Origin of the sequence: Shewanella pealeana ATCC 700345 (assembly GCF_000018285.1) — a bacterium.
GTDB classification, from domain to species: domain Bacteria; phylum Pseudomonadota; class Gammaproteobacteria; order Enterobacterales; family Shewanellaceae; genus Shewanella; species Shewanella pealeana.
The window spans coordinates 4747360-4769767 of record NC_009901.1; the positions used below are offsets into that span (position 1 = coordinate 4747360).

The following is a 22408-nucleotide window of genomic DNA, read 5'->3' on the forward strand; positions in this document are numbered from 1 at the left end:
TGGATATTTAAGTGAATTCAACGACCCCAATTGCGATAACTCATTTAGGTTTATGCACTCCTTTAGGGCTGACGCCTCAAGCTGTGCTCGACAACTTAATCGCGGGCAGTATCAATGGCATGCAGTGGCGAGATGATCTATTGTTTGAGCGTGCCGTGTTGGTTGGTCAAGTCGATGTCCAATTGCCCGCTATTCCAGCAACTTTAAAGCGGTTTGATACCCGTAATAATCAGCTGACTCTGCTCATTGCCCAGCAAATTGAACCAGCCGTCGAGCAGGCCAAGCGCCAATATGGCAACCAGCGGATTGGCCTAGTTATCGGCACCAGTACATCGGGCATTGCCACAGGTGAAGCTGCGCTTGCAGTGCAACAGCGTTCAGGGGAGTTTCCTCAGGATTACGACTATGCCAAGCAGGAGTTAGGCGACACCAGCCAGTTTCTACAGGCCTACTTTAATTTGAGCGGCCCATGCTATACCGTCTCGACCGCTTGCTCATCAAGCGCTAAAGTCTTTGCCAGTGCCAAGCGCCTTATCGATGCCGGCATCTGCGATATGGTGATTGTCGGCGGCATCGACACCCTGTGCCAGCTCACCCTTAACGGCTTCTACTCCCTCGAATCTATCTCTAGCGGGCACTGCCAACCCTTTAGCGCCAATCGTGACGGTATCAATATTGGTGAAGGCGGTGCACTCTTTACCCTAGAAAAAGCAGTCCACAAGGGTGACAAAAAGGCGATAATTCTCAGTGGTATAGGCGAGTCGAGCGACGCCCACCATATCTCGGCGCCGCATCCTGAAGGACAAGGCGCCATCACTGCCATGCAAGCAGCACTTAATATGGCAGGTTTACAGCCAGAGCAGATCGATTACCTTAACCTGCATGGCACAGCGACCCCAAAAAATGACGCCATGGAGAGCCGCGCAGTGCAGCAAGTGTTTAGCAATAGCTTGCCAGCATGCAGCTCAACTAAGCCACTAACAGGGCACACCTTAGGCGCTACAGGTGCAATCGAAGCGGCGTTTTGTTATCTACTACTCAGTGATTACAATAAGCAGCAATATTTACCGCCACAGATTTGGGATCAAGAGCAAGATCCTAATGACCCTAGCCTGCCGCTGGTCGCAAAAGGCCAGCAGGCCAACATTCGCCACGTGATGAGCAACTCTTTTGCCTTTGGCGGCAGCAATGCCAGCCTGATCTTGAGCCGAAGCGGATCAAATAACGAAGCGCTAAAGAATACAGCACTAAAAATTAAAGCCTTAAAAAATATAGTCAGTGACGCAACAGAGACAAGCCAAGATGTTTGATATTACAAAGCTTGCAGAGCAAGAGGTGGAAAAGTTTATCCCCCATCGCCAGCCGATGATCTTAATCAGCCAGCTACTTAAGCATAGCCATGATAGCTTGCTAACCCAGACAGATATTTCAGCCTCAAGCCCCTACTTCGATGCCGATATTAACGGTGTTCCCAACTATGTTGGTATCGAGTATATGGCGCAAAGCATCGCCGCACTGGCAGGCGTTGAAGCCCATCTAAGGAATGATATTATTCGCGTGGGATTTCTATTAGGCAGCCGCAAACTTAAGATGCATATCTCACAGTTTGATGCAGGGCAAACCTACCAGACTCGCGTCACCCGCCTCTATCAGGAAGAGTCTGGATTGGCGGTATTCGATTGCCAGATATTACATAACCAAGTGGTCGTCGCCGAAGCCAATGTGAATGTGTTTCAGCCCCAAGATGCTCAGGCTTATATTGCCGGAACGACCGACTGATAAATTGACAAGACACAGCCGTAGCACCAAACATAACAACGTTTTCCAGAACAAGGCGGCTACGCAGGGAGTAACAGTATGACCAAAAGAGTATTAATCACAGGCTCAAGCCGCGGCATAGGCAAGGCCATTGCTCTGAAGTTGGCCGCCTCTGGCTTTGATATTGCGATGCATTTTCATAGTAATCAAATCGCAGCCGATGCCACTAAGGCAGAGCTTCAACAGCTTGGTATCAAGGTCAGCTGTCTGCAGTTTGATATCGCCGCCAGAGCCGCGGTAAAGCAAGCGATTGAACAAGATATCGAGCAACACGGCGCATACTATGGCGTGGTGCTCAATGCCGGCATCAATGCCGATACAGCCTTCCCTGCGATGACCGAATCCGAATGGGACAGCGTCGTTCATACCAACTTAGATGGGTTCTATAACGTTATTCATCCGACTGTGATGCCTATGGTGCAAGGTCGTCAAGGCGGGCGGATCATTACCCTAGCGTCGGTATCTGGTATTGCCGGTAACCGTGGTCAAGTGAACTACAGCGCATCTAAAGCCGGTATTATCGGCGCAACTAAGGCGCTGTCTTTGGAGCTAGCTAAGCGAAAAATTACCGTAAACTGCATCGCACCGGGTCTTATCGAGACCGACATGGTCAGTGATATTCCCAAAGAGATGGTCAATACTATCGTACCTATGCGCCGCATGGGTAAGCCATCTGAAATTGCAGGTTTGGCCAATTACTTGATGTCAGAAGATGCCGCCTATATCACTCGCCAAGTGATCTCGGTTAATGGAGGCATGATATGAGCCAAGCGTCTTTTCCCCGTCGCGTCGTGATCACAGGTATTGGCGGTATTTCGGCTCTAGGGCATGACTGGCCAACGATTGCTGAGAGCTTAAAAGCGAAAAAGAACTGTGTAGTGCGTATGGATGAATGGGACAGATTTGAAGATCTACACACCCGTTTAGCCGCGCCCATTACCGACTTTGAAGTGCCGAGCCATTACAAACGTAAAAAGATCCGCTCCATGGGCCGCGTATCTATTATGGCCACCCGTGCCAGTGAACTGGCACTGATAGATGCTAACCTGCTTGATGATCCTGTGGTCACCTCTGGCGCCATGGGCATAGCCTACGGCTCATCGACTGGCAGCACGGATCCAATTGTTGCCTTTGGCGACATGCTTAAAGACGGTGATATGTCGGGTGTTACCGCCACCAGCTATATCCGCATGATGGCCCATACAACGGCGGTGAACGTCGGTGTATTCTTCGGGCTCAAGGGCCGAGTGCACACCACCAGCAGCGCTTGTACCTCAGGTAGCCAAGGCATAGGTTACGCCTATGAAGCCATCAAGTATGGTCAGCAAGACCTCATGCTTGCCGGCGGCGGTGAGGAGCTTTGCCCAACAGAGGCGGTAGTCTTCGACACCCTGTTTGCTACCAGCACCAAAAATGATACGCCAGCGCAGACACCACGCCCGTTCGATAAAAACCGTGACGGTCTAGTAATAGGCGAAGGCGCTTGTACATTAGTGCTAGAGGAGCTGGAACATGCTAGAGCTCGCGGCGCCAAGATCTACGCCGAAATCGTCGGCTTTGGCACGAATGCCGACGGTCTTCATGTGACTCAGCCTAATAGCGCGACCATGGAAACTGCAATTCGTTTAGCGCTGAAAGATGCCGCCATCGACGCTGAAAAAGTAGGTTATGTGAATGCCCACGGCACCGCGACCGACCGCGGCGATATTGCCGAGACACAAGCGACCCACGCGGTATTTGGCCCTTCTCAGCCTATCTCGTCGCTCAAGAGCTACACTGGCCATACGCTGGGAGCCTGCGGCGCGTTAGAGGCCTGGGTCAGCATTGAGATGATGAATGAAGGCTGGTTCGCACCCACGCTAAATCTCAGCGAAATCGATGAAGAATGTGGAGAACTGGATTACATCAAAGATGAAGTCCGCTTGCTTGAAACTGACTATGTGATGAGTAATAACTTCGCCTTCGGTGGCATCAATACCTCGCTGATCTTTAAGCGGTTTAAAAGATAGGCTCTAGGAATAGAAGGTGCTAGGTCCTAGGAAATGCTAAGAAAGGTCCTAGGGAAAGCAAAGACGAACGTGACTAGGTCACTTACGGAACGCTTCGCTTAGGGAAAAGATGGGAAAAGCAGGTCCTAGGTAAAGCCGGAAAAGCATGTTTTTTCTGTAGGTTGGGCTTTAGCCCATCAAGCTTAGATTTCATATCAGATTTGACGGCATAAATGCCGACCTACAGAACCACTTTTTGCTGTTCCTAGCAGGGCGTAGCCCGTCCTCGAAGCGCAGCGTTCTAGGATCTAGGTTCGAGATCATAAGTTCTAGGTAACCCAGCATAAGCTGGGTTCTTTGTTTTAAAGCCATAAACCACGAAGCGCTCACTTCGCTCGCTACACAGAGACCTCGGAGAAGAGAAAAATCTCAAGGCTCTTTTCTTCGTGCTCTTCGCGTCCTTCGTGGTCCACTCTTATCTTTCGAAGTCATATTGTTAACGAACACAAAACAAGCATTAGGAAAAACTTATTGAAATTAATCTAATTAAAGGTTTAAATATCCGCACAAGTTTTGTTCAGATAGCTTCAAACAAAACCCAACAAAATCCAAGAGCATAATAAATAGAGGTGGATATGTTAAACACTCAAATTTCAAAGTTAACGACTAGACCAGCTGGTGAGCAGTGCTGGCAACTGATACAAGAAGGTGCAACGGTTATCGATGTGCGCTCGCCACAGGAGTTTGCAGGCGGTCATCTACCGCAAGCGATTAATGTACCTTTAGACACCTTAGATACTTGGCTGCACAAGCTTGAAAATCGTCAGCAAGTGTTTGTGCTTTATTGCGGAGCGGGCATTCGCGCCCAAAAGGGCTGCGATATTTTAATGGCGAATGGATTAGAGAGCGTGATTAATGGCGGTGCTTTAAAAGATCTACTCAGCTGTCAGCCAAAGCAGTAATACTAATCGAGATAAACTTACTTGGCCTTGCTAACATATAGCCCAGAGAAACTGGCGCACTGCTTATCTTTGCAATAAAGCTCGACCTCTATACGCACCTTTACTCGGCGACCTAATGCGAGCTTTGATAGGTCACACTCAGGCCATTTAACCTTAGCAATTGGCTGACTGTCGATGGGGGCAATATAACGCACATTGGCGTCAGCCAAGACGATATCACCATCCAGCCCTGCCAACTTCTGTTGCAGCCATAACATGCCCCAACCTGTCAGCGTCATAAGAGTATAAATACTGCCAGCAAACATGGTGTTATGCAGATTAATGTTAGGCTCTAGCGGAGCTGAAACCTCAAAAGTATCACCATCAAATGCCAAGGGGGCTATCTGCATAAACTCACTAACAGGTATGGTTTGATGCCAAGTCTGCTGCAGTTGTTCTAGCAAGGTTTGATGGTTTAAATCTTTCATCTGCTTTCCTGTTCTAGCTCTTATAATCCCCGTAGTCCGACCTAGATATCTAAACCTGCAAATTAAAAGTCACTGGGCCGTCGTTAACTAAAGACACTTTCATATCTGCGGCAAATTGACCGGTTTGGGTGTTGACCCCTTTTGATTTACAAAAATCGACAAAGGCTTCATAAAGTTCACGGGCTTGATCTGGTGTGCCGGCGCCTGAAAAGCTTGGGCGTAAGCCTCGGCCAGTATCGGCTGCCAAGGTAAATTGCGAGACCACAAGTAAGCTGCCACCCGCTTGCTCAAGGTTAAGATTCATCTTGCCATTCTCATCGGAAAACACACGGTAACTCATCACCTTAGTGGCCAACTTTTGCATCTTTTCAATGTTATCCTCGCGCTCAACACCGAGTAACACCAACAGACCTTTATCGATCTCACCGATAGTCGCGCCATCAACGACAACTTTTGCTTCACTCACACGTTGAATAAGGGCTATCACCTACACACTCTCCAAAAAAATTAATAACTGAAATGAAAAAGCGAAGACGAACGCTTCGCTTTAAAAGAAGGACCTAGATCCTAGGACGCTTCGCTTCGAGGACGGACTTAATAAACAAGGTACTAGGCCCTAGGGCGCTGCGCTTCGAGGACGGACTGCGTCCTACTAGGAAGAGCAAAAGCAAAAAACATCACCTTTGCCCTCTCTTAGCTTTTCCGGCTTTTCCCATCTTTTCCGTAAGCGCAGCGTTCCGTAAGGCCGAAGGCCATTCGTCTTGTACCGTCTTAGCCTTTGCTTTCCCTAGGACCTGCTTTTCCTAGGACCTTTCCTAGAACCTTCTTTCTTTAAATCGACTGAATATTCTGCATCACTGGAATTGGCTTAATCACATCTTCTGCGCCTTTAGGTAGAGACTCACCAACCTGACGTAAGCCTTCATCTGTCCATAAGATAAATCGACGCAACTCTTCCATGGTGATGGTATCTACGAATGTTGCCGCACCTTGTACCTGAATAACCGCACCTTGATCACGAATAACAAACTTGGCGAAATTAAGCTTCTGGTTCAAGGTGCCAATCATCAGCAACATCTCTTTGCTGCCAACATACTTAGGATGAATCGCATAAAAGCGGTTCATCATGATGCGGTCAATACCATCAGGGTTGATGCTAGGCTGCAGAATAAACTGGCTATTATCGAAGTTAACGGCAACGCCGTTAGGACCCGCCCGAGATGCTAAATAACTTTTACTTAGCAGTGCATCTAGCAGCTTAGTGGTCGCCTCTTCATTAGACAAACCGCCTAAATCCACACTGTCAGGCGCTTTGACTGCGACCTCTACTTCTGCTGTTTTTTCAGTAGAAGCACAAGCTGTTAGGCCCATAGTTAAGCCAATAGTTAAGCCTGTAAGAATCAGTTTTTTCATAGCGTCTATATTTCCTTGTTTATTGTTTGGCCATTTCCCGTATGGCATCCTTTACCGCTTTAGCCATCTTAACATCGGCCAAAGCGTGATACCCGCCTTTAATCTCTGTCACTTTAACTAACTGACTCGCCCTGCCTTTAAAGAAGTCTTGTAACACCTTAAAGGGGCAAACCCAGTCCATTTCACCTTGCAGTACGTATGTTTGACACTGAATCAAAGGCAATTTAACGATGAGTTTTTCAAATGCACCAAAGTAATCATTAGCTACATAATAAAGCTCTATGCTTGCTAGAGACTGACTGAAAGGTGTATTGGCCTCGCCGAGCATACTGCCCGGATAGGCTAAAGCCATTTCCCAACTGAGCCAGTGTGCGGTAGCATCATGCCGAATTTCTTGGCACTCATTCTCTAACTTTGATCGATAATGTGCGAGTAAAACCTCGAGCTCTTGGCATTCAACACCCTGAGTGAAAGCGCGATATTCATCTATAAACAAACGAGCTGCACCGCTATTACCATAGAGCCATTCTATGCCTGCGGGGTTAGGGATAAACAAGCCCCACAGCACTTGTGATATCACTCGATTAGGGTAACAGGCAGAATAAAGTAGGGCTAAGGTTGCACCAAATGAGCCACCGGCAAGCATCCATTGAGGAACATTAAGCCAACAACGAACCCGCTCTATATCATCCAGTAAAGTGTGCAAATTATTATGCTTAAGTTCACCGCGGGGACGAGAACGCCCCGCCCCCCGCTGATCGAGCAAAATAACCTGATAGACTGACAGGTCGAATAGTTTTAAATCTTCTGTGCTACAACCCGCTCCCGGCCCACCATGCAAATACAGCAGTGGTATCCCGTTCGGATTACCGTACTGGGCTACATATATTTGGTGGTCATCTCCAACATCTAGCCAGGTTCGGCTAAGGAGTGGCGACTGCACTGCAGACATTAATCCAGCTTGTCCTGTTTATCTTGGGCTGGCTCATCAGTTTTCTCACTGCCTCTGACGTTGTCTTGACCACTATCATTGCTACTATTTGGGCCATCATTCTTTGATTCAGTCACCGGCTCTTCGGTTTTAGTTTCTGCTTGAGATTCCGCTAACGCGGTTTCACGGATCAACTTACACTCATGCAGGTACTCAGGTAGTCCTGCGGTTATTTCTGCGCCGACGAGTACGATGACCCAAGAAACATAGACCCAAACAAACAGGATAGGAATGGTCGCTAAGGCACCATAAATCGCCTCGTAACTGGGGAATTGAGTCACGTAAAAGGCAAAGCCTTTCTTGCCTAGCTCAAACAGCATGGCTGCGACTAACGCACCTAGCAAGGCATGCAGAAACTTAACCTTTTTAATCGGAACGACCATATACAGGAGCAAGAAGGCGGCCACTGAAAATAGCATAGGTAAACGCTCTATCAGTATTGGCACCACACCTGAAAGCTCGGTTTCACTAAATAACTTTAATGACACAATATAGGATGTCGCCACCAAGCTGGCGCCCACGAGTACAGGCCCTAAAGTCAGCACCATCCAATACATGGAAAAAGACACCGCAGCCTGACGCTTCTCTTTGGTGCGCCAAATACTGTTGAGCGCCTTATCGATAGCCGAGATCAGCATCAGTGCCACCACCATTAACGCCACGATCCCCACACTCGTGCCCTTAGATGCGTTAGCGACAAATTCATTGATGTAGATCTGCACCGTATCGCCAGCGGCTGGCAGAAAGTTGTCGTAGACAAAACCCTCTAACTTTTCACGAATACCTGAAAATACGGGGAAAGCGGACAACATAGAAAACATCACAGCCACAATAGGCACCAAAGATAATAAGGTCACATAAGCCAAGTGCCCGGCCTTAATATTGACTTGGTCCTCTTTGAAGCGACTGAGTAGATGTAAGAAAAATGCCCAAATGCTCAGTAAAAAAGAACGAACCTGATTTATCGCTATCTTATTTTTCACTTGTTACTCTTGATTCTGTTAAAGTTGGTCTTAATCGGTAATACCAATCAGTATAAGACGATAAATGATCTGCGAATCATTATCTTGGTACAATAAAGCTTATAACCTTCTCTTTACAAGCATAAGGATTGAAATGATGTCTCAACAAGGATCTGCGGGCAATGTCATTGCCGCTATCGCGAGCTTTTTCTTCGCTGGATTAGGCCAACTCGTTCAGGGGCGTATACTCGCTGCCATTCTCTTTTGTTTAACCACCTATGCCGCATACGGTATTGCCTCTTTCACGTTAGGCATATTTTTAATTATCGCAATACCTTTACACATTTGGTGCATTATTGACGCAGCAAGATACCGTGCGTAGTCACTCACTAAATTTTAGGGATAAAACCAGATGAAAAAATTGATCACCAGCGCCATTGTTGGCACTAGCCTACTGCTTGGTGGCTGCCAGAGCGCTTATTACGGTGCGATGGAAAAAGTGGGTTATCACAAGCGCGATATCATGGTCGATCGCGTCGAAGATGCTAAAGAGTCGCAAGAAGAAGCCCAAGAGCAGTTCAGCTCTGCACTGGAAGAGATGCAGGCGCTGCTAAATCATGATGGTGGCGATTTAGAAGGAGCTTACAACAAAGCAAAAGATGAATATGAGTCGGCGCAAGATGCCGCCGATGATGTCACCAATCGCATCGACAAGGTAGAAGATGTTGCCGAGGCATTATTTGACGAGTGGCAAACAGAGATAGGTGAGATCAGCAAAGCCAGCTTGCGTCGTAATAGTGAGTCAAAACTCAAAGAGACTCGCCGTTCATACTCTCAGCTTGTTAAAAGCATGCGCCGCGCAGAAAGTAAGATGGAACCAGTGCTAACTGCGATGAAAGATAACATGTTGTATCTAAAGCATAACCTTAACGCTCAAGCTATTGGGGCGATTAAGGGGGAGTTCGCGAGCCTACAGACTGATATCTCAGGCTTAATCAAAGAGATGAATAAGTCTATTGATGAATCGAACAAGTTTATCGCTTCGTTAGAAAATAAATAAGCAGCATCTAAAGTGCGGTTCCTAAGCGTGAACGCTCAGGAACCAAACTTGTGATCTACTGCTGCCTTTTTCCATATCACAATTCCATTTTTTGATCTTCTCCACAAGCCGTGTAGCAACTCAGAACTTATTCCCCTTTGCAGTTTCTCAATTATATCAATCATATTTTAACTGACGCTATTTATGAGCTTTATTGAATCATTAACTCTTGCCCTAGCGCTGACCTATAGCGTTAGCCTACTTTATTGGAGCGGCAAGAAATGGGGCGCATTCGCCACTGGCGGGCTCATTACTGGAGCTATTATTTCTAGCCTATATTGGCCTCTCATCGCCGCGCTGGGTATCGCAGTTATCGGTATCGCGATAGGCCGCAAATTCCAACCTACAGTTGCCCAAGGTGAATTGCGCGCTAATCATATGCGAGATGGCGTGCAGCACTTGCTCGCCTTATCCATGCTACTGGTTGGCGTACAGTTTACGGTCAACAGCGCGCTGCTAAAGGCTGGGATAACCCCGTGGCTGATGCGACCCGATGTTGGCGATGCCTTCCTGCCTATTGCTGGCGGTATTGAGATAAAGGCGATTATCAGCTTGGGAATATGGGACCAAAATCATCCTGCTGCTGCGGTTATGCTAACGGTTGTTTTACTCACAGGCCTACTGTGTAAACGTGCCTTTTGCGGCTGGGCCTGCCCGTTAGGCTTAGCAGGTGAATATCTGTATAAGCTCAGAAAGCGTTTTATCAAGCAAGAGCTACTCCCTCCAGCTTGGATAGACTGGCCACTGCGGATGCTCAAATACCTGTTATTGCTGGCCTTGCTATACATTGTCCTCGGTATGCCTACCATGAGTATCCCCGGCTATTTAAACAGTAATTACCATAAGATTGCCGATCTTAAGATGGCGCTATTTTTCATCACCCCAGGCTTAGTCACACTTATCTGCTTCGGCATTATTTTGGGTCTAGCAGCCTGGCGTCGCCAAGGCTTTTGCCGCTATATCTGTCCCTACGGCGCGCTGCTTGGCCTGCTCAGTTTCTTAAGCCCACTTAAGATCCGTCGCAGTACCCAGCACTGCTTAATCGAATCAAAAGGCATGAATTGCGACAAGTGCAGCCGCGCCTGCCCGGCTAATATCTCGGTGCATAATCAGATAAACATTCGCTCAGACGAGTGCCAAGCCTGCATGCGCTGTATATCGGCCTGCCCTAAGAAAGAGGCACTACACTTTAGCACTCGCAACGGCTGGAAACTCTCGGCTCGCGGCCTAACGATTATGTTATTCGCCATCATGTTCCTATTGCCGCTTTTCGCTTACCTTGGTGGCTTCTGGCACAGTGAAACACCTGTTGAAGCACGCATGTATTTGATTCAACATCTGGATAGGATTGGGCATTAATGGAAGGTTCTAGGAATAGAAGGTTCTAGGCCCTAGGAAAAGCAGGGAAAGGCTAAGACGATAATAGCCGAACGGCCTGCGGCCTAGAGAACGTGACTACGTCACTTACGGAGCGCTGCGCTTAGGAAAAAGATGGGAAAGGTAAAGAAAGGTCCTAGGTGCTAGGGAAAGCTAAGACGGGAAAGTATATTTTGCAGTAGCTTGGGCTTTAGCCCGTCCTCGAAGCGCAGCGCCCTAGGAGCTAGGTACTTCTTTTAAAGCTAAGGAAAGGCCCGCCCATGGATGGGCAGGCTCATTACATTCCGCCTATTAATTTCTATACGAATAAACTTGAATTAGTTAACTCGTTTAGCCTGCTGCTTAATTGTCGGTGATGCTATGGCATCTTGAGCGGCGATTAATTGCAGCTCATAAGCGCCTTGGTTAAAGGTCTCCAATAACACGGCGTCGACTGAGGCATTAGTGCGCTCAAAGGCGTCTACCGGGCTAAAACCTGCTTGCAGGTTAGCTAACATCAAGCCACTGATTAAATCACCGACGCCCACAGGTTGTTTTTCAAATTCATATAAAGGACGCGAGACTAAGTAACTGCCTGTCTTTGTCACCAGCAGCATCTCAAACTGTTCTTGGCAAGTGGCGGCCTTAGCAAGGTGCTTCACCACTACCATCTCAAGCCCTTTTTCTAGCAAGCATTCACAAGCGTTAATCACTTCATCGAGATTATGCAGTTCTGTATCCGTTAATGTCTCAAGCTCTAACAGGTTAGGCGCTATAATGTCGGCTGCAGCCAAAGCTTGAGTTTTTAAGAACTCCTGTACACCGGGCGACACAATACAACCTTTTTCAGGGTGGCCCATTACCGGATCGCAAAAATAGATAGCATGCGGGTTAAGCGCTTTCATCTTTTTCACGGCTGCCGTGATTTCAATGCCTTGCTCTGCGCTACCGAGATAACCACTGAGTAAAGCATCGCAGGTCTGTAGCTGACCAATATTATCTAGGCCCTGTACCAACTCAGTGATCTGACCCGCAGGCATGATCATCCCCGCCCATCCTTGTGCGTACTGAGTATGGTTAGAGAACTGCACCGTATTAATCGGCCAAACCTCCATACCAAGACGACGCATAGGGAATACGGCACTACTGTTGCCAGCACAGCCAAATACCACATGGGATTGAATGGATAAAATCCGCTTCATTGGTCACTACCTTTAATTTTATTAGCGATGTTGATTGAGGGTGCTCTATTGCCGTTTATTGACAGCTAGCAGAGATTTTTAACGATTATACCAATTAGGCTAAATTAGTATTCTCAAACTTAATCAACCTGTGAGCTATTACACTGATATTTGTACTGGGATTTACACTGAAAGTAGGCAATAGCCAACCAGAGACGCAATATGGGGTTACTTGAGGCATAAAAAAGCCCTTAAGAATTAATTAAGGGCTTGGTATTCTCAAAGCAATTTATTGCATTGCTTTAAATGATTAATGCTGAACTTGGTAGAAGTTAACTCGGTTATTACCTTCCGCCGCATCTAACACAGCAAACTTATCACCCAGTAATGTCATTGCTTGTGGGTTATTAAGCCCTACGACATCGCTTGCTGCAACAACAGTATTAGTCTCTAAATTCATGGTTAGCAGTTGCTGGCCAGAATGGCTTAACAAGTAAGCTTTATCATCGATAACACTAATGCCAGTCACATTTGGATAAACCTGAGTATCAATGCTAATGATTGCTTCGCTGTTTAGCTCATAATCTTTACCGCTTAGACGTGAAACAACAAAGTTATTGCGCTGCTCATCTGGTAACGTGACCATTAGATACTCTTGAGTTTGAGCATCCCAACCTACGTCGGCAACATAGTTATACTTGGCACGTACAGTGGCAAAGCGACTGCGTTTAAGCTCACGAACCCCGTCAGTTCCTTCGATGAATCGTCCGTAAGTATCATCAAACTTCACACTTGGGTCGTATTCAACACGCACAAAACTCTTATGATCGGCAGTCACTAAGACTGATGTTTGACCGTCAAAAGTCACACCTGCAAGGTTAGATATTTCAGCAGAGAATGCCGCATCAATCTGCACCTTAGCCAAAATTTCAGTCAGCTCAGCATTCAGGAAATAAACCCAGTTATTACTGGTAACCACTGCAAATAGTTGGCTTTGAGGATTATAGCTAATGCCTGTTGCTAGACCGAAGATATCAGCTGGCAAAGTAACACTCTCAAGCGCTGTTAACTCGCCGTTAGCCGTCACTTTAGTCGCATCATCCTTTGTCATAGCCGCAAAGTCAGGCTTCTCGATTGAGTAAGCACCACGAGCCGATAGCTTTGACAGTGTTGGCCAATTAGCCGTAGACCAGATCGTTTTATTCGAATCGAAGGTCATACGCACAGGATCGCTTTGGCCGATATATGGGAATGGACCAGTCTGGGTAAATGCCTGAACGATATTAAAACAAATAATGACCAAGAATACGTTAACCGTTACCTTGTTCAGCAAGCTCCACTCACTGCTGTCACTCTTCTCAACTAGCTTGTCGCCTTGTAGCAACATTAGTACGCCAGCGAACAGTAAGATAATCGCAAACACTACGATCACCCAAACATAGGTGTGTACGCCAAAAATGGCCGGACCAAAGCCTTGGCCAATATCACGAAGAATATGTGCAGAGCTATGACGGTAACCCGCCCACAAGCCGTACACAGCAGTAATGATTAGCGCGCCAATATACTTAGGCTTTAAACCGTAACGCATGATAAAAATCGCGATCAGCGATACTAGCACCATAGCTGTACGCTCTTGCCAACAAAGGATACATGGCGTGTCACCCATACCAAAACCTAAGATGATACAGGCGATACCGACTGGTAAGGCTATCAGCGCTAAAGCCGCTAATGATACAACTCTGTTTAACGTTAATTCATTCATCATCGTGTTCTCACAAGTTACCGGCAGGGACTAACATGCCCCAAGTGGCTATCAACCAAATACCCATGCTCATTAAAATGCTCAGAGCTAAAAAAATATGCGCCATTTTTTGTTTGTGAGGTTTAAAGGCAACCAAGAAACAAGCAATAAAAATTAGGCAAAAAAGTAGAAATTCCACAACTTTCTCCAATAGAGTCCACTAGAACTCAATTCAAAAATGCACTTAGCAATAAATATGTCTGCGGCAATAAGTGCCAAAAATAGCAGCGCAGAGGTGCAGGTCCACTTGCTACTAAAGCACGGACTAAATTACGGCAAATCAAATTTAAAAAATGTGTCGCAACCGCCATACCCAAAAATGAGTATTAGTGCATTCTTATTTTTGCAAACTAGCTTCATTTATTGCTGAATTAGTGAGATTTAACGCGCTAAGCTACTGCTCTACCTAAGCAATATTCACACTCTGCAATTAGTTGTGAGCTGAAGCTGAAAGCACCGATTAATGCGATTTAAAGCCATATATTAAATGTTCTATATGATCACTAATGGTGTGGTAAATACGGGGTTGTGTAGCAACAAAGTAGTGCTCGATAGGAAGAGGAGCCTCATGGGTTGAGGCTATTCAATTGTAGAGATTAGCGCGATTATCACAGCCTAAAAACTCTCCGTAGAGCTGACAAATGAGTGAACTATATTCAAGTCGAACCATGGCTATGTCGGCGCTTTAGCACTGATATCACATTGAAAAATTTGGCTTTAACGAAAACACCCACAAGCTATATAACAAAAAGGCCCTGAACACTTACATGTTCAGGGCCTTTTTAATACTTAACCCATTAAGGGTTGAAGCTAAACGCGGTCATTACTTACGGTTATGACGCTTACGCTCGTTTTCAGTCAAGAAACGCTTACGAACACGGATGTTCAGTGGCGTTACTTCTACTAATTCGTCATCATCGATGAACTCAAGAGCTTGCTCAAGTGTCATTTCGATATGCGGAGTTAGTACTTGAGCTTCGTCAGTACCAGATGCACGCATGTTAGTTAGCTGCTTACCTTTCAAACAGTTAACTGTTAGGTCGTTAGCACGTGCGTGAAGACCAACTACTTGGCCTTCGTATACTTCTGTAGCGTGAGTAATAAACAGACGACCACGCTCTTGTAGACCGAATAGTGCGAATGTTAGTGCTTTACCAGTAGCGTTAGAGATCAATACGCCACGAGCACGTTGACCAATGTCACCACCTTTCAATGGACCGTAATGGTCGAATGAATGGTAAATTAGACCAGTACCAGAAGTCGCTGTCATGAACTCAGTTTGGAAACCGATTAGACCACGGCTAGGGATAACGAAATCGATACGTACACGACCCTTACCGTCTAACTGCATGTCCTTCATGTCACCCTTACGGATACCAAGCTTCTCGATCACTGCACCTTGATGTTCTTCTTGAACGTCAACAGTTAGTGTTTCGAACGGCTCACACATCTCGCCATCGATCTCTTTAACGATAACTTCTGGACGAGATACAGCTAGCTCGTAACCTTCACGACGCATGTTTTCAATCAAGATTGAAAGGTGAAGTTCACCACGGCCTGATACGCGGAAACGATCTGGGCTGTCAGTTTCTTCAACGCGCAATGCTACGTTGTGTACTAGTTCTTGCTGTAGACGCTCAAGGATATTACGTGAAGTCACGTACTTACCTTCTTTACCAGCGAACGGAGAAGTGTTCACCTGGAAAGTCATGGTTAGTGTTGGCTCATCAACAGACAATGGAGGTAGCGCTTCTACGTTAGTAGTTGCACAAACAGTGTCAGAAATTAGCAACTGGCCAAGACCAGTAATCGCAACGATGTCACCAGCAGTTGCATCAGAAACTTCATGACGCTCAAGGCCCATGTAACCTAATACTTGACCGATTTTACCGTTACGCTTCTTGCCGTCAGCGCCAAGAATAGTCACTTGTTGGTTAGTTTTAACACTACCACGCTTGATGCGGCCAATACCGATAACACCCACGTATGAGTTGTAGTCGATTTGCGAAATTTGCATCTGGAAATCACCTTCAGCATCAGCATCTGGTGAAGAAACTTTTTCAACGATCGTTTCGAATAGCGGCGTCATGTCAGCGCTAACTTCGTCTGGATCTAATGTAGCAAAACCGTTTAGCGCAGAAGCATAAACGATTGGGAAATCTAGTTGCTCATCGGTAGCGCCTAGGTTGTCGAACAAGTCAAATACTTGGTCAATAACCCAATCTGGACGTGCGCCTGGACGGTCAATCTTGTTGATAACAACGATTGGCTTTAGACCTTGAGCGAAAGCTTTCTTAGTCACGAAGCGAGTCTGTGGCATTGGACCATCAACTGCGTCAACTAGTAGTAATACTGAGTCAACCATAGATAGAACACGCTCTACCTCACCACCGAAATCGGCGTGACCAGGGGTATCAACGATGTTGATACGGTAATCGTTCCACTTGATGGCAGTGTTCTTGGCCAGAATCGTGATACCACGTTCCTTTTCAAGATCATTTGAATCCATCACCCGCTCAGTGGCTTCTCCTCGAGACTCAAGGGTTCCTGACTGCGCCAGCAACTTATCAACCAAGGTAGTCTTACCATGGTCAACGTGTGCAATAATGGCGATGTTACGTAAATTCTCTAACACGGCTAAACCTCTTACCATCGGTATAAAATATAGGGGGGTTACTGACAACGACTAAAACCAATCTAGTATAGTAGTTGCAATAAAAAGCGTGACATTCTACTCTAGCTCGGCGGTATCTCACAGGATTATTTTTAACCAATCGTTAAAAATAACTCTTTCGTATTCTTTTTTTTCGCCTTAACGCTCGCTTTTTATTCACTTTTTTATACTTTAGCTGTGTGACACTAGTTAGTATCTACTCCCTGGGTAAATTCAATTTTTCGCTAGTTTTAACCATGCTTAGCCAGATTTCATGGCCTATATTGACTGTAATTAAGTCCAATTCCACACTGTCTTTAATCTCAATAACACTTATCGAAAATCCGATGTTATTTCCTTGACTTACACCCTATAAAATTGGCCATTCCTTAGTTATTCTGTTTGCCAGTAAAAAGCGTGAGACCAAAGTGTATTCGAATAAGGTAGCTCGCTATTGCACTGATATGACGCGTGCACCATATAGATCCACAGAGCGCACCAAAATGGTGCGGCAATGATATCTCCAACAAGAGATAAAATTAACTACTCCATATTATTCAGTAAGTTAAATTATTGGCACGACTCTCGCTTTATGAAAACCAGAATCGCATTAAGCGCTAAACATTAAAGATAAAACAAAGGGACGACCCTTTACCCTACTCGGAGACTTTAGAATGTCAGCAGAATCAGTTTTACAACAACTAAAAGAATTAGAAGTTAAATTTGTTGATTTGCGTTTTACCGATACGATAGGTAAAGAGCAACACGTTACAATCCCAACTCACCAAGTAGATGCTGATTTCTTCGAAGACGGTAAAATGTTTGACGGTTCTTCAATCCAAGGTTGGAAAGGTATTAATGAATCAGACATGGTATTGATGCCTGATCCTGCAAGCTTTGTACTTGACCCTTTCACTGCAGAAACAACTGCAAACATCCGTTGTGACATTCTAAACCCAGGCACTATGACAGGTTACAACCGTGACCCACGCTCTATCGCTAAGAAAGCTGAAGATTACCTACGTTCTACAGGTATCGCTGACACAGTATTGGTTGGTCCAGAGCCAGAATTTTTCCTATTTGACGACGTTAAGTTCGGCGCTGACATGTCTGGTTGTTTCTACAAGGTTGATGCTGAAGAAGCGGCTTGGAACTCAGGCACTAGCTACGAAGGTGGCAACAAAGGTCACCGTCCAGGCGTTAAAGGTGGTTACTTCCCAGTAGCACCAGTTGACTCTTCACAAGACATCCGTAGTGCTATGTGTTTAGTACTAGAAGAGATGGGCCAAGTTGTTGAAGCGCATCACCACGAAGTGGCGACTGCTGGTCAGAACGAAATCGCAACTCGTTTCAACACGCTAACCCTTAAGGCCGACGAAGTTCAGGTACTTAAGTATGTAGTACATAACGTTGCTCACGCTTACAACAAGACTGCGACATTTATGCCTAAGCCAATCGTTGGTGACAACGGTAGCGGTATGCACGTGCATCAGTCTCTTGCCAAAGATGGCGTAAACTTATTCGCGGGTGACAAGTACGGCGGATTGAGCGAAACAGCTCTATTCTACATCGGTGGTGTGATTAAGCATGCTCGTGCAATTAACGCATTTGCTAACCCATCGACAAACTCATACAAGCGTCTTGTACCACACTTTGAAGCACCAGTGATGCTTGCATACTCTGCAGCTAACCGCTCTGCTTCTATCCGTATCCCAGTGGTACCAAGTGCAAAAGGTCGTCGTATCGAAATCCGTTTTGGTGACCCAGTAGCTAACCCATACCTAGCGTTCTCTGCAATGCTAATGGCTGGTCTTGACGGTATCCAAAACAAGATCCACCCAGGTGAAGCGATGGATAAAGATCTATACGATCTTCCTGCTGAAGAAGCGGCTGAAATCCCAACTGTTGCCACTTCACTAGAAAACGCACTTGAGTGTCTAGACGCAGACCGTGAGTTCCTGACTCGTGGCGACGTATTCACTAACGACTTTATCGATTCTTACATCAAACTAAAGTCTGCAGACGTTGAGCGTATCAACCAAACAACTCACCCAGTTGAATTCGAGCTTTACTACAGCTTGTAATCCTCTGAGATGACTCGCTAACCGCTAGAGCGGTTAGCCTTAAAGCCCTAAACAGTAATGTTTGGGGCTTTTTTATTGCCTTGTCTGCCCGCCACTCCCCTGTTGACCTATAGTTTAACTATCCCTATTCGCTTTCGTCTGCGAAATAGCTAATACCAACCGATATAAGCCTTCTATGGGTATAGCTCACAAATGGAATGACTTTATGTGGCAAAAAATTAAGCCCTATCGCTCCTCTATTATCTTACTTTCGGCCCTAATGCTGGGTGGGTTGATAGGGATCCTCTTTCCAGTGTTTGCTCTTAAGCTAAAGCCCTTGGGCCAGATATTTCTAAACTTACTCTTTATGATTATCGTCCCTTTAGTCGCCATCAGTGTTACCTCCTCTATTGCCCACATGACGGATCTAAAAAAACTCGGAGCCATCTTAGCCACTATTTTTCTCGTATCCATCATCATGGCGATTATTCCAACCTTAGGCATCATAGGACTCGCTTCTATTTACGATCCAGCCCAAGGGGTAACCTTAGATCTGCACCAAGGAGTCAGTACAGGCTCCGGAGATATGGATTTTGTTAACCTGCTGACCACCAATGACTTTGTTGGATTACTGTCTAAGTCCAACATTCTGGCGTTGATTATCATGTCAGTCATTTCAGGCATAGCCATAGGTCAATCAGGCAAGGAAGGCGAAAAAGTCTCGGCTATGCTCGATAGCTTAAATACCGTGATCATGAAAATCGTATCTATTTTAATGCTTGTCGCTCCGGTAGGGCTTGGCGCCTACTTTGCGTCAACCATGGCCAGCCAAGATACCGAATTATTAAGTACCTTTGCCCGCGCTATTGGCCTGTTTCTTATCGCCGCAGCACTCTACTACACCCTTGGTAGCACGCTGTATGCTTGGTTAGGCGGTGGTATTAATGGTGTGAAGCAGTTTTGGCGTAATGCCATTGAGCCCTCGGCAACCGCATTAGGCACCAGCTCCTCGCTAGCATCACTGCCGGTGAATATCCGAGCCGCTAACAAGATGGGGATAAAAGAGGAAATTGCCGACATCTGCCTACCCTTACTGGTTAACCTAAACAAGGGTGGCGCGGCCATGACCACGGCGCTAAAAATTGTGTTTATCTACTCGATTCTCGGCTTAGATTTTACTGCCGATGTGTTTGCTCTCACTGTACTGATTTCTGTACTTTCAGCCTTTGTTATTGGTGGCGTACCAGGTGGGGCTTTCCTTGGCGAAATATTTATCGTTACCACCTTAGGCTTACCGATAGAGGTGATCCCTATCTTGGTGATTATCGGTGCAGTCACCGATGCACCAGCTACCGTAATCAACGTGATTCACGACCTCAACGCCACCCAAATTATCGAACGGATTAACGGTAAGCGTTATGCAAAATCTAAAGTTCTAGATACAAAAGCGAATACCTGAGCTCACTCGTCACCTCCTCTTCCATTGAGATGTGCAAAACAAAATAAACCTATGATTACAGCATGTTAAGCATGTGACACATTAAGTGTCATATGCCTTTTTTACGCCTGTCACATCCATGACGCCGTCACCGAACAAAATTTATGTTGAACTTGCTCTCGTCAAGTTCAACTGTCAACATAGCAAGGAGCAGGTATGGAGAACTCAATCACTCGACACAAAATGGATAGTCAAATGGATAGCGTGACAATCACCAATGGATACTGGTATTACTTCAATGATCAGGATGTTCGCATCACCGCTCATGGCTCAGGATATTCAGGTAGAGAGACCATTTACGTCAATGATGAAGTTGTCAGTGATAGACGTAATTTGATAAAGATGGAGAGCTCTCATAAGTTTTGCCATCTAGGTAATGACTACCAAGTGAGATTTAAAGTCACTAGCCTAATGAAGGCCACCGTTGAATGTAGCCTCTATCGCAACGGCCAACATCTGGCGACCGAAACCAAGGCCTTTCTCAGCAAGGATAATCAATCCGTAAAAAAGCAGATATTTATGTGTTTTCTAGCGGGGCTAGTTTTTGGTGGGTTCTTTGTTTTATTTATGGAATATTTTTCAGGATAAGCACATACGTGTCACCACTTTCTAAAGGAGCTAGCGGAGTCAAATATGGAAATTAACCCCATCACGGTCAAATCATTACGGCAAGAAAAAGGCTGGACACAACAACACTTAGCCGATGCTTGCGCCATTAGCTTACGTACCGTGCAGCGAGTAGAAAAGGAAGGCAGCGCCTCTAACGAAACCCTATTGGGGCTTTGCGCAGTATTTGAGATAGAGCAAAAAAGCTTATTAGTCATACCTAAACCTAGCCACGCTCAGATGCAAAAAGTCTCTCTTTACGGCCAGTGGATATTATTTGCCTTAGCGACCTTGATTGGGGGCTGCGTGGGCGCCCTTATTATGTATCTTATTTTGGGGTAATCCTCTCCCAACATATTCATCGATTAAAAGCCCAAACTTTAGTTTGGGTTGCTGTAATAGACTCGACTATTCAAAAGTATACACGGCGACTCGGCCATCATGCCCACCAGCCACTAAGGTGTTACCGTCAATCGCGAGCGTAAAAAAGCCCTGAGCCTGACCATTGATCAACAGTGGCTGCCAACTGTAACCATGATCGATTGAAATATCTGACGATAGCTTACCGGTCGCGATGCAAATCTCTTGGTAACACGCCATGGCTGTGCGTAGGCCTGGTGTGGTACCCGGCGCTTTATGCCATACATAGCCTTTCCTGTAGACCATATTGGCATCAAACTTATCTCGTTGCTGATAATCTCCTCCCAGCACAAATAGATCACCTAAATGATTAAATGCTAGCGCATAGCCACCTGCGGTTTGGGTATCATCATAGAGAGCAATTGGACGCCGGCGCCAGTGCTGCCCCGAGTCAGCGCTACTATAAGCTGAGCTACTATAGCCTCCGGTGGTAAACCAAGCCCGCCCTCTTTTGCCAACAATTAATGTATTACCACTGGCGGCAAAGGCGACCTCTTTATCGAGCATTTCAGGCAACTCACCTTGGGCAACTCGTTGCCAGCTTTTACCACCATCAGAGGTACGTAATATCACATAGCAACCACCAACAGGATCTCCCAGCAGTAACCCGTTATTACGATCCCAAAAGGCAATTGAGTTGAAAAAGCCAAGCTCATCGGGATTATCAAACAAGAGTTGCCAGCTTAGACCCTGGTTCTGAGTGATATACAGCTTAGATAAGCCACCTTCACCCGCTCCCATCACAATCGCCGTATTGGCATCGAACACTTCAATATCGCGAAAGTCAGTCAAAGGCAGCCCCTTTACCGATACATCTTGCCAGCTGTTACCTGAATCTTTAGAGATATAGACGCGATTATCTGTCCCAGTCACCCAAACCACGCCATCCAAAACTGCGCTACCTCGAAATGAAACACCGGGGGCTAGGCTTTGAATATTCCATTCCATCGCCACAGTAGCAAAACTAAATAAGCTTATTAACAGCATGAATATCTTCATCTATTTCCTTTTTTAGAGCGTGTCCCTAACAACCACTATCGACCAATCAGCATAGATAGGCAAGCCGGAAAACCCTCCGGCTCCTGCAATCGAAAATCCGCAGAACGACCCAAGACTAAATTAGTGCAACC

At 46.0% G+C, this 22408-nt stretch carries 21 protein-coding genes; 12 read left to right on the top strand and 9 right to left on the bottom strand.

The features are described 5' to 3' along the window. The first annotated feature begins 11 nt into the window (after positions 1-11). The 5 genes from SPEA_RS20485 to SPEA_RS20505 all read left to right on the top strand — a co-directional run bounded on the left by SPEA_RS20485 (position 12) and on the right by SPEA_RS20505 (position 4768). A complete protein-coding gene (locus tag SPEA_RS20485; RefSeq protein WP_012157091.1) occupies positions 12-1310 on the top strand; it encodes a beta-ketoacyl-[acyl-carrier-protein] synthase family protein in 1299 nt (432 codons plus the stop codon). Then, a complete protein-coding gene (locus SPEA_RS20490) occupies positions 1303-1779 on the top strand; it encodes a hotdog family protein (RefSeq protein WP_012157092.1) in 477 nt (158 codons plus the stop codon). Before SPEA_RS20485 ends, SPEA_RS20490 begins: the two co-directional genes overlap by 8 nt. A gap of 78 nt (positions 1780-1857) precedes the next feature. Then, entirely contained in the window at positions 1858-2583 is a 726-nt protein-coding gene (locus tag SPEA_RS20495) for a 3-ketoacyl-ACP reductase FabG2 (protein ID WP_012157093.1), read from the top strand. Beyond that, entirely contained in the window at positions 2580-3827 is a 1248-nt protein-coding gene (locus SPEA_RS20500) for a beta-ketoacyl-ACP synthase (RefSeq protein ID WP_012157094.1), read from the top strand. Before SPEA_RS20495 ends, SPEA_RS20500 begins: the two co-directional genes overlap by 4 nt. Before the next feature lie 614 nt (positions 3828-4441). After that, positions 4442-4768, top strand: a complete 327-nt coding sequence (locus SPEA_RS20505) for a rhodanese-like domain-containing protein (RefSeq protein ID WP_012157095.1) — start codon at positions 4442-4444, stop codon at positions 4766-4768. A 17-nt stretch (positions 4769-4785) separates the two neighbouring features. On the opposite strand, the gene SPEA_RS20510 is transcribed toward SPEA_RS20505, so the two are convergent. The 5 genes from SPEA_RS20510 to SPEA_RS20530 all read right to left on the bottom strand — a co-directional run bounded on the left by SPEA_RS20510 (position 4786) and on the right by SPEA_RS20530 (position 8622). Beyond that, on the bottom strand, positions 4786-5235 hold the full coding sequence (locus tag SPEA_RS20510) for a thioesterase domain-containing protein (RefSeq protein WP_012157096.1): 450 nt from the start codon (positions 5233-5235) through the stop codon (positions 4786-4788). A 49-nt stretch (positions 5236-5284) separates the two neighbouring features. After that, positions 5285-5722: a D-aminoacyl-tRNA deacylase gene (gene dtd / locus SPEA_RS20515; RefSeq protein ID WP_012157097.1), complete on the bottom strand. Its 438-nt coding sequence runs from the start codon at positions 5720-5722 to the stop codon at positions 5285-5287. A 344-nt stretch (positions 5723-6066) separates the two neighbouring features. Beyond that, on the bottom strand, positions 6067-6648 hold the full coding sequence (locus SPEA_RS20520) for a M14 family metallopeptidase (RefSeq protein WP_012157098.1): 582 nt from the start codon (positions 6646-6648) through the stop codon (positions 6067-6069). 19 nt (positions 6649-6667) lie between these two features. Continuing rightward, the gene (locus tag SPEA_RS20525) at positions 6668-7600 is read right to left on the bottom strand and encodes an alpha/beta fold hydrolase (protein ID WP_012157099.1); all 933 of its coding nucleotides are present in this window, start codon (positions 7598-7600) and stop codon (positions 6668-6670) included. Next, positions 7600-8622: a virulence factor BrkB family protein gene (locus SPEA_RS20530; RefSeq protein ID WP_012157100.1), complete on the bottom strand. Its 1023-nt coding sequence runs from the start codon at positions 8620-8622 to the stop codon at positions 7600-7602. Before SPEA_RS20530 ends, SPEA_RS20525 begins: the two co-directional genes overlap by 1 nt. Positions 8623-8758: 136 nt before the next feature. Here SPEA_RS20530 and SPEA_RS20535 point away from each other — a divergent pair, with 136 nt between their 5' ends. The 3 genes from SPEA_RS20535 (at position 8759) to SPEA_RS20545 (ending at position 11059) form a co-directional block, all read left to right on the top strand. Continuing rightward, a complete protein-coding gene (locus SPEA_RS20535; RefSeq protein WP_041411139.1) occupies positions 8759-8983 on the top strand; it encodes a hypothetical protein in 225 nt (74 codons plus the stop codon). 30 nt (positions 8984-9013) lie between these two features. Continuing rightward, positions 9014-9661, top strand: coding sequence for a DUF2959 domain-containing protein (locus tag SPEA_RS20540; protein WP_012157102.1), 648 nt, complete (start codon positions 9014-9016; stop codon positions 9659-9661). A gap of 183 nt (positions 9662-9844) precedes the next feature. After that, positions 9845-11059: a 4Fe-4S binding protein gene (locus tag SPEA_RS20545; protein ID WP_012157103.1), complete on the top strand. Its 1215-nt coding sequence runs from the start codon at positions 9845-9847 to the stop codon at positions 11057-11059. Positions 11060-11394: 335 nt separating this feature from the next. Here the strand turns inward: SPEA_RS20545 and pdxY are convergent, their stop codons facing one another. The 3 genes from pdxY to typA form a co-directional block, all read right to left on the bottom strand. Continuing rightward, positions 11395-12258 (bottom strand): pyridoxal kinase PdxY, encoded by an 864-nt coding sequence (gene pdxY / locus SPEA_RS20550; RefSeq protein WP_012157104.1) that lies wholly within the window; start codon positions 12256-12258, stop codon positions 11395-11397. 289 nt (positions 12259-12547) lie between these two features. Further along, complete coding sequence (locus tag SPEA_RS20555; RefSeq protein ID WP_012157105.1) at positions 12548-14002, bottom strand: disulfide bond formation protein B; 1455 nt, start codon at positions 14000-14002, stop codon at positions 12548-12550. An 859-nt stretch (positions 14003-14861) separates the two neighbouring features. Beyond that, positions 14862-16673, bottom strand: a complete 1812-nt coding sequence (gene typA / locus SPEA_RS20560; RefSeq protein ID WP_086024330.1) for a translational GTPase TypA — start codon at positions 16671-16673, stop codon at positions 14862-14864. Positions 16674-17365: 692 nt separating this feature from the next. On the opposite strand from typA, the gene glnA reads away from it, so the two are divergent. The 4 genes from glnA to SPEA_RS20580 all read left to right on the top strand — a co-directional run bounded on the left by glnA (position 17366) and on the right by SPEA_RS20580 (position 21200). Next, positions 17366-18775: a glutamate--ammonia ligase gene (gene glnA / locus SPEA_RS20565; protein ID WP_012157107.1), complete on the top strand. Its 1410-nt coding sequence runs from the start codon at positions 17366-17368 to the stop codon at positions 18773-18775. Positions 18776-18980: 205 nt separating this feature from the next. Continuing rightward, positions 18981-20213, top strand: a complete 1233-nt coding sequence (locus SPEA_RS20570; RefSeq protein WP_041411140.1) for a dicarboxylate/amino acid:cation symporter — start codon at positions 18981-18983, stop codon at positions 20211-20213. Positions 20214-20408: 195 nt separating this feature from the next. Continuing rightward, positions 20409-20840 carry a hypothetical protein gene (locus tag SPEA_RS20575; RefSeq protein ID WP_150102256.1) on the top strand — a complete coding sequence of 144 codons (432 nt, stop codon included), beginning with the start codon at positions 20409-20411 and terminating at the stop codon, positions 20838-20840. A 45-nt stretch (positions 20841-20885) separates the two neighbouring features. Beyond that, positions 20886-21200: a helix-turn-helix domain-containing protein gene (locus tag SPEA_RS20580; RefSeq protein WP_012157110.1), complete on the top strand. Its 315-nt coding sequence runs from the start codon at positions 20886-20888 to the stop codon at positions 21198-21200. Between the two features lie 66 nt (positions 21201-21266). On the opposite strand, the gene SPEA_RS20585 is transcribed toward SPEA_RS20580, so the two are convergent. Next, positions 21267-22277: a WD40/YVTN/BNR-like repeat-containing protein gene (locus tag SPEA_RS20585; protein WP_012157111.1), complete on the bottom strand. Its 1011-nt coding sequence runs from the start codon at positions 22275-22277 to the stop codon at positions 21267-21269. Positions 22278-22408: the final 131 nt, after the last annotated feature.

Excerpts from the sequence above, each read along its gene's own strand:
- SPEA_RS20520 (WP_012157098.1), bottom strand. The coding sequence starts at position 6,648 with ATGAAAAAACTGATTCTTACAGGCTTAACTATTGGCTTAACTATGGGC.
- SPEA_RS20580 (WP_012157110.1), top strand. The coding sequence starts at position 20,886 with ATGGAAATTAACCCCATCACGGTCAAATCATTACGGCAAGAAAAAGGC.
- SPEA_RS20540 (WP_012157102.1), top strand. The coding sequence starts at position 9,014 with ATGAAAAAATTGATCACCAGCGCCATTGTTGGCACTAGCCTACTGCTT.
- SPEA_RS20510 (WP_012157096.1), bottom strand. The coding sequence starts at position 5,235 with ATGAAAGATTTAAACCATCAAACCTTGCTAGAACAACTGCAGCAGACT.
- SPEA_RS20575 (WP_150102256.1), top strand. The coding sequence starts at position 20,409 with ATGGAGAACTCAATCACTCGACACAAAATGGATAGTCAAATGGATAGC.
- SPEA_RS20555 (WP_012157105.1), bottom strand. The coding sequence starts at position 14,002 with ATGATGAATGAATTAACGTTAAACAGAGTTGTATCATTAGCGGCTTTA.
- pdxY (WP_012157104.1), bottom strand. The coding sequence starts at position 12,258 with ATGAAGCGGATTTTATCCATTCAATCCCATGTGGTATTTGGCTGTGCT.
- SPEA_RS20570 (WP_041411140.1), top strand. The coding sequence starts at position 18,981 with ATGTGGCAAAAAATTAAGCCCTATCGCTCCTCTATTATCTTACTTTCG.
- SPEA_RS20505 (WP_012157095.1), top strand. The coding sequence starts at position 4,442 with ATGTTAAACACTCAAATTTCAAAGTTAACGACTAGACCAGCTGGTGAG.
- SPEA_RS20500 (WP_012157094.1), top strand. The coding sequence starts at position 2,580 with ATGAGCCAAGCGTCTTTTCCCCGTCGCGTCGTGATCACAGGTATTGGC.
- glnA (WP_012157107.1), top strand. The coding sequence starts at position 17,366 with ATGTCAGCAGAATCAGTTTTACAACAACTAAAAGAATTAGAAGTTAAA.
- SPEA_RS20545 (WP_012157103.1), top strand. The coding sequence starts at position 9,845 with ATGAGCTTTATTGAATCATTAACTCTTGCCCTAGCGCTGACCTATAGC.
- SPEA_RS20490 (WP_012157092.1), top strand. The coding sequence starts at position 1,303 with ATGTTTGATATTACAAAGCTTGCAGAGCAAGAGGTGGAAAAGTTTATC.
- SPEA_RS20495 (WP_012157093.1), top strand. The coding sequence starts at position 1,858 with ATGACCAAAAGAGTATTAATCACAGGCTCAAGCCGCGGCATAGGCAAG.
- SPEA_RS20525 (WP_012157099.1), bottom strand. The coding sequence starts at position 7,600 with ATGTCTGCAGTGCAGTCGCCACTCCTTAGCCGAACCTGGCTAGATGTT.
- SPEA_RS20585 (WP_012157111.1), bottom strand. The coding sequence starts at position 22,277 with ATGAAGATATTCATGCTGTTAATAAGCTTATTTAGTTTTGCTACTGTG.
- SPEA_RS20535 (WP_041411139.1), top strand. The coding sequence starts at position 8,759 with ATGTCTCAACAAGGATCTGCGGGCAATGTCATTGCCGCTATCGCGAGC.